This window comes from Vibrio sinensis, assembly GCF_003605645.1.
GTDB classification, from domain to species: domain Bacteria; phylum Pseudomonadota; class Gammaproteobacteria; order Enterobacterales; family Vibrionaceae; genus Vibrio; species Vibrio sinensis.
In genome coordinates this window covers 69,770-82,616 of record NZ_QVMU01000021.1, presented here as the reverse complement: position 1 = coordinate 82,616, position 12,847 = coordinate 69,770, and the positions used below count along the sequence as shown (strand labels likewise).

General features: G+C 41.7%; 13 protein-coding genes. 3 read left to right on the top strand and 10 right to left on the bottom strand.

From position 1 onward, the window contains the following. Positions 1–331 precede the first annotated feature (331 nt). The 3 genes from DZ860_RS17895 to DZ860_RS17885 form a co-directional block, all read right to left on the bottom strand. Complete coding sequence (locus DZ860_RS17895) at positions 332–640, bottom strand: YkgJ family cysteine cluster protein (RefSeq protein WP_120034026.1); 309 nt, start codon at positions 638–640, stop codon at positions 332–334. 158 nt (positions 641–798) lie between these two features. After that, a complete protein-coding gene (locus DZ860_RS17890; RefSeq protein ID WP_120034024.1) occupies positions 799–2,070 on the bottom strand; it encodes an LssY C-terminal domain-containing protein in 1,272 nt (423 codons plus the stop codon). 33 nt (positions 2,071–2,103) lie between these two features. Then, the gene (locus tag DZ860_RS17885) at positions 2,104–2,826 is read right to left on the bottom strand and encodes a glycosyltransferase (RefSeq protein WP_120034022.1); all 723 of its coding nucleotides are present in this window, start codon (positions 2,824–2,826) and stop codon (positions 2,104–2,106) included. Positions 2,827–3,268: 442 nt separating this feature from the next. On the opposite strand from DZ860_RS17885, the gene rplY reads away from it, so the two are divergent. Continuing rightward, positions 3,269–3,547, top strand: a complete 279-nt coding sequence (rplY, locus tag DZ860_RS17880) for a 50S ribosomal protein L25 (protein ID WP_120034020.1) — start codon at positions 3,269–3,271, stop codon at positions 3,545–3,547. A gap of 302 nt (positions 3,548–3,849) precedes the next feature. On the opposite strand, the gene DZ860_RS17875 is transcribed toward rplY, so the two are convergent. Then, positions 3,850–4,206: a PilZ domain-containing protein gene (locus DZ860_RS17875; protein WP_120034018.1), complete on the bottom strand. Its 357-nt coding sequence runs from the start codon at positions 4,204–4,206 to the stop codon at positions 3,850–3,852. Positions 4,207–4,472: 266 nt separating this feature from the next. Here DZ860_RS17875 and rarD point away from each other — a divergent pair, with 266 nt between their 5' ends. Then, positions 4,473–5,363, top strand: coding sequence for an EamA family transporter RarD (gene rarD, locus DZ860_RS17870; protein WP_120034017.1), 891 nt, complete (start codon positions 4,473–4,475; stop codon positions 5,361–5,363). 135 nt (positions 5,364–5,498) lie between these two features. Here the strand turns inward: rarD and DZ860_RS17865 are convergent, their stop codons facing one another. Both DZ860_RS17865 and DZ860_RS17860 read right to left on the bottom strand, forming a co-directional pair. Next, positions 5,499–6,917, bottom strand: coding sequence for a basic amino acid/polyamine antiporter (locus tag DZ860_RS17865; RefSeq protein WP_120034015.1), 1,419 nt, complete (start codon positions 6,915–6,917; stop codon positions 5,499–5,501). Between the two features lie 310 nt (positions 6,918–7,227). Then, positions 7,228–7,455, bottom strand: a complete 228-nt coding sequence (locus DZ860_RS17860; RefSeq protein ID WP_120034013.1) for a hypothetical protein — start codon at positions 7,453–7,455, stop codon at positions 7,228–7,230. A 182-nt stretch (positions 7,456–7,637) separates the two neighbouring features. On the opposite strand from DZ860_RS17860, the gene DZ860_RS17855 reads away from it, so the two are divergent. Next, positions 7,638–8,837, top strand: coding sequence for a DEAD/DEAH box helicase (locus DZ860_RS17855; RefSeq protein WP_120034011.1), 1,200 nt, complete (start codon positions 7,638–7,640; stop codon positions 8,835–8,837). A gap of 103 nt (positions 8,838–8,940) precedes the next feature. Here the strand turns inward: DZ860_RS17855 and DZ860_RS17850 are convergent, their stop codons facing one another. The 4 genes from DZ860_RS17850 to DZ860_RS17835 form a co-directional block, all read right to left on the bottom strand. Continuing rightward, positions 8,941–9,282, bottom strand: coding sequence for a DOPA 4,5-dioxygenase family protein (locus DZ860_RS17850; RefSeq protein WP_120034009.1), 342 nt, complete (start codon positions 9,280–9,282; stop codon positions 8,941–8,943). A gap of 99 nt (positions 9,283–9,381) precedes the next feature. Further along, complete coding sequence (locus tag DZ860_RS17845; protein WP_120034007.1) at positions 9,382–10,023, bottom strand: response regulator transcription factor; 642 nt, start codon at positions 10,021–10,023, stop codon at positions 9,382–9,384. Then, complete coding sequence (locus tag DZ860_RS17840; RefSeq protein ID WP_120034006.1) at positions 10,016–11,371, bottom strand: cache domain-containing protein; 1,356 nt, start codon at positions 11,369–11,371, stop codon at positions 10,016–10,018. Before DZ860_RS17840 ends, DZ860_RS17845 begins: the two co-directional genes overlap by 8 nt. Before the next feature lie 188 nt (positions 11,372–11,559). After that, a complete protein-coding gene (locus tag DZ860_RS17835; protein WP_120034004.1) occupies positions 11,560–12,843 on the bottom strand; it encodes a TRAP transporter large permease in 1,284 nt (427 codons plus the stop codon). Positions 12,844–12,847 lie beyond the last annotated feature (4 nt).

Here is a 12,847-nt window from a genome sequence, read left to right as displayed (position 1 = left end):
AGAGTTGAGGGACAATGGCAAACGGCTAATACTTCCTAAAAAGAGAAAAAGAAAGCCTTACCCCAGAGCTGTGCTAAAAAAAGCGCAAAAATACCCCTCACGCTCTAGAGATAAAAATGCCACTCGCTCTTAAGCGAGTGGCATTAAGAAAATAACTGCGGTTTTTTATTGTCTATAATCGAGCTACCCGTAGATAACATGCCCATAGATAACTTTGCTTAGCCAAGCGAATACGATACTTCGCCGACAAAATGCTTTGCTTAACAGACAGAGTCATGTTGCCTGACTATTGCTGTCTGGATATTGAATAACCATCTGTATAATAAGAACATCACTTCGGACTTGACGGACCTAAACACTCATCACGTTCATCCTGACATTCATAAGAGCCCATTTCAAACTCTCTACAAATCCAAGGTCTAAGCTCGTATATCGAGCACATATACGTTTCACGATCGAGAGCAGAACACCAACCATCATCAAGGCGAAGCATTGTTTCTCCGCCCCATTTGTCAACCAAAATATGTTCTTCTGGAACACCTGTATCAGTAAGAATCATGACTTCTAATCGGCAGCAACAAGCTTGGCAGTTCGAGCACGTAACTTCTGGCTCGGTAATATTTTTAACTTTTATAGTCATTGATATCTACAATGTTTTCAATTGGCACATTGTAGTCCAAGGTATCCGAGACTGATACCTATTTATCGGATACCTTATAAAGCGCCTAGCAAAGCCACTTTTTATATCGGGATACGATAAATCTATGCACTGCACAGATCGCTCCCTCTCACTCCAGATTAAACCTCTACGTTTTTAATCACGAGAATATGGCCATCAGTAAAATAATCATGTTCTTCATCTTTTTCTATCGGATCTAGCAGTGGCTGATAACTCACTTGATTTGGTGACATTGCCATCAGAACTTGTCGCGCAAATCGGTCTCGTTCAGAATCGACATTAGGATCGATACTGTGCAGTACGGTGACAATACCCGAGTACGGCGTCAGTTGTAGGCCATCATCATAGCTGATTGCCCCGATCCACAATGGCTGATTGCTCTCTTGATCGGTGCCAGCTAACCACCATCGTATATGACTACGACGAATCAAATCTCCGGGAAGTTGAAATGCCATTTGCTGGGGCTGATTATTCCAAAACAGGTCGGAAACAGGTGGTGTGTTGTTTTTCAATAACTGAATGTAATCTTGCCATTCGATATCATTGCGTGAAAATGTCTGATTTTCAATCCAACCTAAATGCTGCATCAAACCTCGAGGGTTCGTTCCCACATAGACAATGTTGACAGCTTGAGCATCAAATATCGATGATTTTCCAGGGTAAACTTTAAAGTCGATTTGAGATGGGACTATGAACTCATTACTCAATAGTCGATGATCTTCTTGAGTCGCAAAATCGTCAGATAGCCAAAAGAAGTGTCCATAGTTGGTTAGTAACATTGAACCCAGTAGTACTAAGCAAAATTTAGCGGCCATCTTTCGCCAGCGTAATCGGTACCCTACGTAAAGAAAGGCCATACTTGATGCCACAGCCACTATGGTATAAACATGCTCTCGAACAAAGATGATGACTTCTTGAAGCCAAGGAAAATTGTCTATCCCGTAACTGAGCAGGTAGCCCCAAAATATAAATTGTGAAGCCCCTAATAAAAGTCCAATCGTTGAAAAGAAAGAGAAACGACGCCACTGAATTTGGTGCGTTCCAGCAATAAAAGGAACAACCCAAGCTACAGGACCAAGCAGTCGAGCAAACAGCAAGACGTAATTCGCCTTTTTAAACAGTAAACGACGACAACGAGCAATTGGTCGACGAGTCTTTGGTTGCCAAATTATAAGCTTGCGCTGGGCCGACTTTCCAACGCGACGACCTATCCAATAACTGCACTGATCACCCAATAAGCCGCCCAACAACACAGCGACAACCCCGGTCCAAATACCTTGATGCGCTTGATAACCTGCGGCGATGAAAAATGGCTCTCCCGGTACAAAAAGGTTGGGGCCAATCACCCCATCCAACAGAGCGCCAACAAATAACGAGATACTGTCATACATAACGACTTACCTTTGTATTATCAGTAAATAACTTTATTGGTAATGGCCGAATTTGTATTCCATTTCATTATTACGCATTTCACCGAAGAAAAAGCGTCGTACATTTGCTTTTAAATAAGTGGTGCCCATTTTGAATACACCATCTTGATCAAGGCGGCGAGGATCAAAACCAAACGTCAGTTTCAAGAAACGAAAACGCCATGTTTTACTAGCTCGTTTAACGTAATCGCAATCTTCACAAAGAACGATTTCCTGATCAAATCCACCCAGTTGTTGATGTACGCGTCGGGTTGAGAAAATACAAGCTCCTACCGCTGTTGGAAAAACAAATTGTGTGACAAACAACCCAAGGTTAAACAACCCATAACCTAATTTATGCACCAAAGGTAGCCCTGCCGCTCCCATGTAGACGCCAGCAACCTCAAGTTGACGATCTTCAAGTTCAGAAAGTGCTTTAGCAAGAAAGTTACGTTCAAGTCTCACATCAGCGTCTAAAAACAGCAGGCGTTCGTGCTTTGCCAGCGCCGCACCAGTATTTCGACCTAAACTCACACCTCGAGTATCCATTTTATGCACAACAAGATGAGGTAAAGATTCTTCAAAAGCTTGGGCAACTTCACACGTGGCATCGTCACTGTTTGAATCAACTAGGATAACTTCAAATTCCTTGTGCGTTTGTTTGCTCAAATCTTCCATTAAACGTCCAATACGTTTTTCTTCATTTAAAGTAATAACAATAATGCTTACTGCGTCCATAAGGTTTCTCCATTAACAATAATGATATTGAACAATCGGTTTGTTCTTGTTAATGCAGACTTTACGTACCTTATAGTTAATCAATCGTGAGAAATTTATTCACAATCGGTTCATTTTTATGGCATTGCATACCTATTCTAGAATCTATGGTCACAGGTAGTGAAACCTTGCTGACTTTCGATTGGCTAGCTAAACCGTGATTATGGGTATAGTCAGTGTGAATATAACAATGGGAATTTTTGCTGCAATGACGATGCGAAATGATAAGAATGGCCGTTCACGTACAGGAAACAAGCAGATAGCACGAGTACCTATTGCTCTACTTAAAAGAGAATGATAGTATCCGCGCTCACTTAGAAGGTAATACCTGAAAAGTGTTTAACATGACAACAAGGTCGCATTGGTGTCATACAATCATATTTCTATTTTAGAGAGTAATACTATGAAATTTGAAGCAGTAGTACGTACTGAGACAGGTAAAGGTGCGAGCCGCCGCCTACGTCACGCTGGTAAATTCCCTGCTATCGTTTACGGTGGTGAGGCAGCTCCAGTATCAATCGTTCTTAACCACGATGACATCGTTAACCAAATGGACAAGCCTGCGTTCTACGAAGGTATCGTTCTAGTTATCGATGGTGCTGAAGTTCAGGTTAAACCGCAAGACGTTCAACGTCACGCGTTCAAGCCAAAAGTTGAGCACATGGACTTCATCCGCATCTAATTTCCTACCAAGGAATTAGTTGGATAAAATCCAAACTTTTGCATATCAGATTATCGGAATTACCAACCGAGACATCTAAAAAATTAGAGCCCCCAGAGACTTACCACCTTTGGGGTTTCACCGTTTCTGGCCTACTGAAATATTGTTTTATGGCAATTTGTTATCATTGGTATTCACACTTTTACATCGATAAGAATTCCTGCATATCGACATCGAGAAACCTCAACTAAACCGCCCTACCTTGTCCCATTTAAGAATAAATAGATTTGAAATATCTAATTCAAATATCTAAATTCCAACATCTAAGCTGCTTGAGTTCTCAAACGAGCAAAATAAGATGGATATTTATTGCGGATATGGCGTTGCTCTTCAACCATATGTTTAAATGATGGACCTTTATCGAGTATCACAATCACTTCTTCTTTATCGAAACGAAGAATAGAGCCTTTTACTGTCACTTCCCTTTCGTCATGAAGGTTCAACGTACCTGTCATACTTAAACCTTTATAAAGAGAAACAAGGTTCTTCATCATAATTCGAATGCCTTTTTCAGAGACTTCCGTCACTTGATATAGATTTTCTTCAAAACGAATACTTGGCATTGCACGTTTGGGGTACCTTAATCGGTAATATTTCCGCTTTTGTTCAAAATCAACCATGATCAGATTCCTTTCTTTGCTCACTTTTGCTTGGTAGATTTCAAGCGTTTACGAATAATATTATAAGCATCGGCTCGATAAAACAAAACTTTAGCTCACTCTACTCCTAGTCTCATTTTAAAAACTTATTAATCAGAGGAAATAAACCCGTAAAATCAATAATTTAACTTCGCATCATGAAATGAGATTTCGCGATACGAATCACTTTACTTTCTCTAATTTGAGACTAAAATCTCGCCTTTCTAATACACTCTAATGAGCACACCATGAGCGAGTCTCGCTTTGGTAACAGAATGGCAGCTTTCTCCTTTTTACTTTGGGGCATTCTTCCACTCTATTATCAATTTTTACCTAATGCTGCGATGGATGAACTTCTCTCCATGCGAATAGTTGCGTCTGTTCCGTTTGCAGCGCTGATCATTTTTGCCATACACCGCCGTCCACCCAATATAGCCGCGATACTGGCTGATACGCGATCTCTATGGCTTGCGATGCTTGCTGGCGTATTAATGTGCGTATCATGGACTGCCTTTACTTGGGCAATGACCAGTGGGCGAGTTATTGATGCGAGCTTAGGTTTCTTTATTAGCCCATTAACGATGGCTGCGCTTGGTGTTCTCGTATTAGGGGAAAAACTCTCTCTTGGTAAACGAATTGCCTTCACACTCGCTTCACTTGGACTTAGCTACCAAGTGTATCAATATGGCGAAGTTCCATACGTTGCGCTAAGTATGGCTATTTTCTTTACACTCTATGGATGGTGTAAGAAAAAAATCAAATACGATTGGGCTACCTGCTTATATGTCGAAGCTCTAACGCTCGCCCCTATTGCCCTTGGTTATCTATTTTTTAAAGACATAACAATGGGCAAACTGGCTCTTTCAGTCGATTGGAAGACATTTGCGTTGTATGTCGGTGCTGCACCAATCACATTACTACCATTAGTCTTCTATTCGATCGCAATTCGTCATACGACGATGTCGATGGTCGCATTAATGCAGTACATAGAACCATCTTTGCAATTTTTACTTGCGGTATTTTTCTTTGCCGAAGCGTTCGATAACGTGAAGTTGGTCAGCTTTAGCTTAATATGGGGTGGTCTACTATTTACCATTCTTGAAGGTTGGTTTACCAAACGCACTTTCAAACACGGTTAACCCTTCATTTTTCTTAAATTTAAATACTTGCTACATAAAAAAATCCGATACCACCAATGGCATCGGATTTTTTATTTGCTTTGAATAATATTCATATCGATTACTATCAAAAACACAATGTATTGAATAACGTGATTAAAACGAGATATTCAACACCCCTTGCCACATCATATAAGCAGCAATGAATGCTGTGATCGCTAGCAGAATCGCACCCACTTTTTCTTTGCCGGTAAACAAAGTCGCACCGTATTCACGTTTTGCTCGCACATAAAAATAAAGCCCCGGTAGATACAACATCGCTGAAAGCAATAAATGACTTAGGCCTGATGCATACAGTAACCATGCCCCATAAACTGTCGCCCCTAAGCCAATCAGCAACATGCTGTCATAACGTTTTTCTTTAATCGCTAGTTGCAGTACAAACGCACCAATTAAAAAATAAGGGACTAGGATCATTTCTGAGGCAATGATCAGCAACGTATCGTAAGTACTGCCCGCAAACATGACGAGAATCAGCGATACTTGAATTGAAACATTAGTCAATTGAAGTGAACGAACAGGGCTGCCAGCCTGGTTTACCTTGCCATAATAAGATGGGAAGATCTTCTCTTTAGCACACAGGTAAGGCGCTTCAGACGCAAGAACGGTCCAACTTAAGAATGCACCACCAACTGAAATCAGCAAGCCAATGGCTACGATGTATTGTCCCCACGGGCCGAGAACGACGGTGAGTACCTGTGCCATTGAAGGGTTCGCAATGGTGGCTAATTCCGTGGGTTTAATAATACCCATCGATAACAGAGAAACAAACACATACAAAGACAATGCTGTCATCAGGCCTAAAATGGTTGCTCGACCAATGTCTTTACGATGACGCGCACGACTCGAGACAACAACGGCACCTTCGATACCAATAAATACCCACACGGTAACCAGCATGGTACTTTTTACCTGTGACAACAGATCATGCTCGGGGCCAAAATGAATGCCCGTAAAATCGAACATAAACATGTCATAATTAAACGCGAATAAGGCAGCCACAACGAAAATTAGCAAAGGTACAAGCTTTGCATAAGTGGTCACCATGTTAATCAATGCGGCAGTTTGAACACCTTTTAAAACCAAAGCATGGACCATCCAAAGTAAGCATGACGCCCCCATAATGGATACCCATGTATTTCCGTGACCAAAAATAATGTTGTCTGGCGTATCAAACAGCATACCTAGTGTGCCAAATACGATCACCAAGTAAGAGACATTTGCCAGCATTGCACTAAACCAATATCCCCAAGCTGAACAAAAGCCTACAAAATCACCAAAGCCATCTTTTGCATAGCCAAAAACACCTGAATCCACATGTGGGCGATGAAACGACAATTTCTGAAATGCTAATGCAAGGAAAATCATGCCAACGCCGGTAATACTCCAACCGATCATGACCGCCGCTGGACTAGCAACCGATGCCATATTTTGAGGAAGACTAAATACACCCGCACCGATCATTGAACCAATGACAATTGCAGTGAGAGAAGCAAGGCCGAGTTTGTTATCCATATAGATAAAGTTTCGCTGAGAGTAAAAATTCGGATTGCGGATAGTACGCTTGTTGTAAGCATAAGGGGAGATGCTGAGGATAATAATTGGCAAACAATTTACGTAACGCACTGTCACTTTTGTTTTTTATCAAAAAATACAACTTGATTGAAAAACCAATGCAACAAATCTTTCAATTGTCGTACAGAAATAAAATACCGAGGCTAAATTGATGAAACTGCGACAAGAGATATAAAACACTAAAGTAGAAAATACAAAAAAGAGCAACTAGTTGCTCTTTTTTTTCAACGTTTAAGAGGAAACATTATGATTAATGTTCGGTACCGGTTGGGTTTGCCCCAAATTCGACCTGCTGATAAATATCCGACAATCGTTTTGCTTTAAGCTGAACTTTACGAGCCCGTTTCTTTGCAGCCTGTTCGTTATGTTCCATATCATGCAATGCTTTCGCATGCGCTTTTGCTGACTGTATATAGTCTGGATTATTTTGTGCTGCTTTACGCAACTGGTTTACTCGTTCAATAGTATCCCACAACATACTTCCACCCTCTCGATGACTGTATTTATAACCAGTATACACCTCATAACCAATAGATCAATGAATACTGTGTATTTAACCAGTTTAAATTTCACCATCGATTTGAATTCAAACGTGATAGAATGCGCGGCTTCACTTAGAATCACTCTAAGTTCCATTGATTCCATGCATAGAGACACTACATGTCATTTTCCAAATTAGGGCTCAGCGATACGCTGGTGAATACCGTAACTGAACTGGGTTACGTCAAACCAACCAACATTCAAAGCCAAGCGATTCCTGTCATCCTTCAGGGCCAAGACTTAATCGCTGCGGCACAAACCGGTACTGGTAAAACAGCCGGCTTCGTTTTACCTATTTTGGAGAAGCTGCGTACAAGTGAAACTCAGCGTAAAAAGCGTATTCGCGCCCTGGTTCTTGTACCGACACGTGAACTAGCACTCCAAGTTGCTGATAATGCGGCTCGCTACGGTAAAGATATTGGCTTAACATCTCTTGCTGTTTTTGGTGGTGTGGATGACAAACCGCAGAAAGAAAAACTGATTAACGGCGTTGACCTTTTAGTTGCTACTCCGGGTCGTTTGCTCGATCTATATGGCCAACATGCTGTTTATTTCGAAGAAGTTGAATTTTTAGTTTTAGACGAAGCTGACCGTATGCTGGATATGGGCTTTATTGAAGATATCAATAAAATCATTTCTCGTTTACCTCAAGATGTTCAAAACTTGCTCTTCTCTGCTACGTTGTCAAACAAAGTTCGAGATCTCGCAAAAACAGCGGTTCATAACCCTTACGAAATCTCTATTGCTGCTAATTCAGCATCAAAGGCAAACATTGAACAGTGGTTAATTTCTGTCGATAAAGACATGAAGTCATCACTATTGAGCCACTTGATTCAAACCAATGATTGGGATCAAGCACTGATCTTCATTGAAACAAAACATGGCGCAGCAAAACTGGCTTCTCAGTTAGAAAAACGCGGTATTGAAGCAGAAGCATTCCATAGTGGCCGTAGCCAAGCGATTCGTGCGCAGCTACTCGAAGATTTTAAAGTCGGTAAAATCAAGTACCTAATCGCTACTGGCGTTGGTGCTCGTGGTATCGATATCGAAAATCTGTCTCGCGTAGTGAACTATGACTTACCATTCCCAGCGGATGAATATGTACACCGTATTGGTCGTACTGGCCGAGCAAGCGCAAGCGGTGAAGCAATCTCGTTTGTATCGAGAGACAACTTTAAGAATCTATGCATGATCGAAAGTCGTCTTGGCCATCTAATTGAACGCCGTGAAGTCGAAGGCTTCGAACCAAAGAAACCAATCCCTGTTTCGATTTTAAATTACGTACCAAAACACAAGCGAAACGACAACGAACCTCGCTAGTTTCATGACTTAATTCTCGGCTGCCCTCTATTCTTTTAGATATTAAATCAGCCATTTAAAAAGGAGAGCCTAATGCTCTCCTTTTTTGTTAACTTAAATCGCTTCATTCAAATAAGCTGATTTTTAGAGGCACGGGGTCGCCAAGCCAATACGCAAGATCGGTATGGTCACGCAGATCGTCCCCCGTCAATGCGTGAACCAACACTGAATGTTGCTTACGCACACTTTCCAGCCATTCGATCAATGCATCAAACTCCTGATGGCTAAAAGTAATAGAAAAGCTCCACATTAAATGCGGGCCAACCAACTTGGTATTAAACGAACCCACTGCCAATTGAAACTTTTCGGCTACTTGCTCACGCAGTGAAAATGCATAATCTTGGCTTTCAGCGTCGAAATAAATGTGAGCGTGATACTCTTGATAATTATTTACTGGGTACGTCATGTTAATTGATTCCTGATCGAACATACATCTAGGTTAACACTGCTTTCCCTCAAGTGCGTATTTGCTTACATTACTTACATTCGCAGCTTTCATCATTCACTATGAATCCACTACGCCTTGCTCTAAAGCATACTTGGCAAGTTCTGCGGTACTGTGTAAATCGAGTTTGTGTTTAATATTTTGTCTGTGCGTCTCGACCGTTCGATAACTGATATTTAGTAATACCGCAATTTTTTTACTGCTGTGCCCTTGTGCTACTAGCTTCAACACTGCAGCTTCACGGCGGCTCAGTGGGTTCGGTTTTTGTGCCGCTGGAATCACTTCTTGAGAAAATAGGGTTTGAGTCACCGATTCACAAAAATAAGTCGATCCTTGATTAACCGTCTTAATCGCCTGCACCATTTTCTCTGCTGAGATTTCTTTAAGCATGTAACCGACGGCACCTGCTTGCATCACGTTCATGATGTACTCTCGGCTGTCGTGCATAGTCAGCATTAACACTTTGATTTGTGGTAACTCTTCTTTAATCAGTCGTGTTGCATCAATGCCATTCATCAATGGCATGCTAATGTCCATCAAAACAACATCGGGTCGCAGTTGTTTCGCCGCGTCAACAGCCTCCAAGCCATTACTTGCTGTTCCAACAACGTCAATGCCATCTTCCAACTGAAGTCGCGCGATAAAGCCATCCAAGACAACTTGATGATCATCGACGATCACCACTTTGATTGGTTTATCCATAAACTAATCCATCCAACTCTAATAATACGGTAATTTCCGTCCCAAACCCTGGCTCACTGGATAGCTCAAAATCGCCTCCAATAAATTCAACTCGCTCTCGCATGTTCCGCAACCCAATTCCATTTTGACGTAGCGTACTCGCGGCATCAAAGCCGACACCATCATCACGAATTATTAATTGCAGCATATTCCCCATTTGCTGCAAAATCACTGAAACTCGGTGCGCTTGTGCATGTTTCTCTATGTTGTTCAAAGATTCTTGAGCAACGCGATACAAGGTGGTCGCAACTTCCGATTGCAGTTTCCCTTGTTGAGTACTGAGAGACATTTCAACTTCAACACCAGAGTGCGCCTTAAAATCTTGCAAAAGACTGTTCAGTGCCGCTTGTAAACCAATATCATCAAGGGCGCTGGGACGTAGTTTATGGGATATATGGCGAACTTCATTAATTGCCGTTAACAATGACTGCTGCGATTTAGAAAAATGTTGTTTCAGTTCTTCATCTTCGAGTTTTCCACCAAGTAGTTCCAAATGACATTTACTAGAAACTAATAACTGATTGATGCCATCGTGTAATTCTCGAGCAAGGTGCTTCTTTTCATCCTCTTGAAACATAACCGTTTTATGTGCTAACTCTTTCAAGCTACGGTCTGCGATGCGATGTTCATGTAAATTGACGGCTAACGCTAACACAATGATCACCGCCACGGTCACAAGTACGATGACGCTTAATGAGAAGAATGTGGTTTCGATGTTATTTTTCACTTCTAATTGTAACTTTGCGACTTCTTTGCTGACGTCTTCGATGTATAAACCCGTCCCTATCATCCAGCCCCACTTATCTAGCCACGCAGCATAACTAAGCTTCAGCACGGTTTCATCGGTTGAGGGTTTTTTCCATAAATATTGGTGAAAACCGCCACCAGATCGAGCTTGATACAGTAGAGCTTCAATTAAATGGTCGCCGTTTTCATCTTGTATGTGAAGTAAATTTTGGCCAATTAATTCTGGCATGATGGGATGAACGAGGTTGGTACCTTGTTCATCATAGACAAAGAAATAGCCGTCTTTTCCATATCGAAGTTTACTAATAATGGCTTTAACTTCTTTTTTAGCGGCCGCTTCGTTTTGGTTGGGATCATTGTAGACATGGCCTATCGCATCAAAAGCAAGGTCAACGCTATCTTTCAGTGCCGACTCTTTTGAGTTAATCAGACTTGACCGAAAAATCTCCACTTCTTTTTCACCCAACGTTTTGGTCTGATAAATAGAGATCCAACTGGTGCTCGCGACCACCAGCAATAGAGGTAGCAGGCTCAATAACATTAATTTTGCTTTAAGAGGCATTCCATTTCCTCGTGATAGCTATTCACTTTGTGCGGGATTACAACCACAAATGCAGTTTCACGTAAGTACGACGCTATCGATATACAAATGCTGATATACCAAAGACTTAGTACAAAGAAAAACTGCCTACCAAAATTGGTAAGCAGTTGTACTCTAACAGGTGTCTGAGGGTTTCTGAAATCTAGGGATCACATTCCATAAAATCCAGGGAAAACCAGTATGGATGCCAGCACCAAGATTTGAATGGCAATAAACGGCATCACACCTCGGTATATATCTCTCGTTGTTACTCCTTTTGGTGCAACCCCTTTAAGATAAAATAAACTAAAACCAAACGGTGGCGTCAAAAATGAGGTTTGTAGATTCATTGCTACCAATATCGCAAACCATGTCATATTGATACCCATTAGCTCCGCTACTGGAGCCAAAATTGGTACGATAATGAAGCATATTTCGACGAAATCAATGAAGAAGCCAAGGATCAAAATAACCAACATAGTGATGAGAAGGAAACCCCATTTATCTCCAGGAATTTGTAGCATCCACTCTTCGACCAAGTAGTCACCACCGGTATAGGTAAACGCCATCGAAAACGCTGTAGCTCCGAGCAAGATAGCAAACACCATTGCGGTCACCTTCACTGTTTCTTTAGCCGCATCGTAAACCATAAGCCAACTGAACTGCTTGTAAAGTATGGCTAATACGATTGCGCCTGCCCCACCAAGTGCAGCCGATTCTGTTGGCGTTGCCACACCGGCAAAAATAGAGCCTAAAACAATAACAATAAGAGCCAATGGCGGAATAACCGCTTTTAATGCATCGAAGATTTCTTTTTGACGACTCACCGATTCATCACGTTCAATCGGCTGAGCCGCTTCAGGATTTAATTTCGCGTAAATTAAGATATAGATGACGAATGCACCTACAAGCACGAAACCCGGCCCGATTGCCGCTTGAAACAAGTCCCCAACCGGAACACCAAGAACATCACCTAATAAAATTAGGACAATTGAGGGAGGAATAATTTGTCCAAGTGTACCCGACGCACAAATGGTTCCGCATGCAAGTCCCTTATCGTAGTTATATTTAAGCATCACTGGCAACGAAATAAGACCCATAGCGACAACAGACGCTCCAACAACGCCAGTTGAAGCCGCAAGTAGCGCACCGACCAATACGGTTGAAATGGCAATACCACCATGCACGCCACCAAACAATTTACCCATCGACTCAAGTAACTGCTCAGCCAAACGAGTTTTTTGTAACACCAACCCCATGAACACAAACAATGGGACCGCCATCAAAACGGTATTTTCCATAATCGATTGAATTCGATATGGCATAAAGGCAAACATATCCATACCTTCAGCCCAAACGCCGAAGATCAAGGCAATACCACCAAAAGTAAACGCGACCGGAAACCCTAAAAGCAAGGCAAATAGAGCGACAAAAAACATAACTATACCAATCATAACT

What these genes read in the sequence shown, in the direction of transcription:
- DZ860_RS17895 (WP_120034026.1), bottom strand. Translation starts at nt 640, where the DNA reads ATGACTATAAAAGTTAAAAATATTACCGAGCCAGAAGTTACGTGCTCG.
- DZ860_RS17890 (WP_120034024.1), bottom strand. Translation starts at nt 2,070, where the DNA reads ATGTATGACAGTATCTCGTTATTTGTTGGCGCTCTGTTGGATGGGGTG.
- DZ860_RS17885 (WP_120034022.1), bottom strand. Translation starts at nt 2,826, where the DNA reads ATGGACGCAGTAAGCATTATTGTTATTACTTTAAATGAAGAAAAACGT.
- rplY (WP_120034020.1), top strand. Translation starts at nt 3,269, where the DNA reads ATGAAATTTGAAGCAGTAGTACGTACTGAGACAGGTAAAGGTGCGAGC.
- DZ860_RS17875 (WP_120034018.1), bottom strand. Translation starts at nt 4,206, where the DNA reads ATGGTTGATTTTGAACAAAAGCGGAAATATTACCGATTAAGGTACCCC.
- rarD (WP_120034017.1), top strand. Translation starts at nt 4,473, where the DNA reads ATGAGCGAGTCTCGCTTTGGTAACAGAATGGCAGCTTTCTCCTTTTTA.
- DZ860_RS17865 (WP_120034015.1), bottom strand. Translation starts at nt 6,917, where the DNA reads ATGGATAACAAACTCGGCCTTGCTTCTCTCACTGCAATTGTCATTGGT.
- DZ860_RS17860 (WP_120034013.1), bottom strand. Translation starts at nt 7,455, where the DNA reads ATGTTGTGGGATACTATTGAACGAGTAAACCAGTTGCGTAAAGCAGCA.
- DZ860_RS17855 (WP_120034011.1), top strand. Translation starts at nt 7,638, where the DNA reads ATGTCATTTTCCAAATTAGGGCTCAGCGATACGCTGGTGAATACCGTA.
- DZ860_RS17850 (WP_120034009.1), bottom strand. Translation starts at nt 9,282, where the DNA reads ATGACGTACCCAGTAAATAATTATCAAGAGTATCACGCTCACATTTAT.
- DZ860_RS17845 (WP_120034007.1), bottom strand. Translation starts at nt 10,023, where the DNA reads ATGGATAAACCAATCAAAGTGGTGATCGTCGATGATCATCAAGTTGTC.
- DZ860_RS17840 (WP_120034006.1), bottom strand. Translation starts at nt 11,371, where the DNA reads ATGCCTCTTAAAGCAAAATTAATGTTATTGAGCCTGCTACCTCTATTG.
- DZ860_RS17835 (WP_120034004.1), bottom strand. Translation starts at nt 12,843, where the DNA reads ATGATTGGTATAGTTATGTTTTTTGTCGCTCTATTTGCCTTGCTTTTA.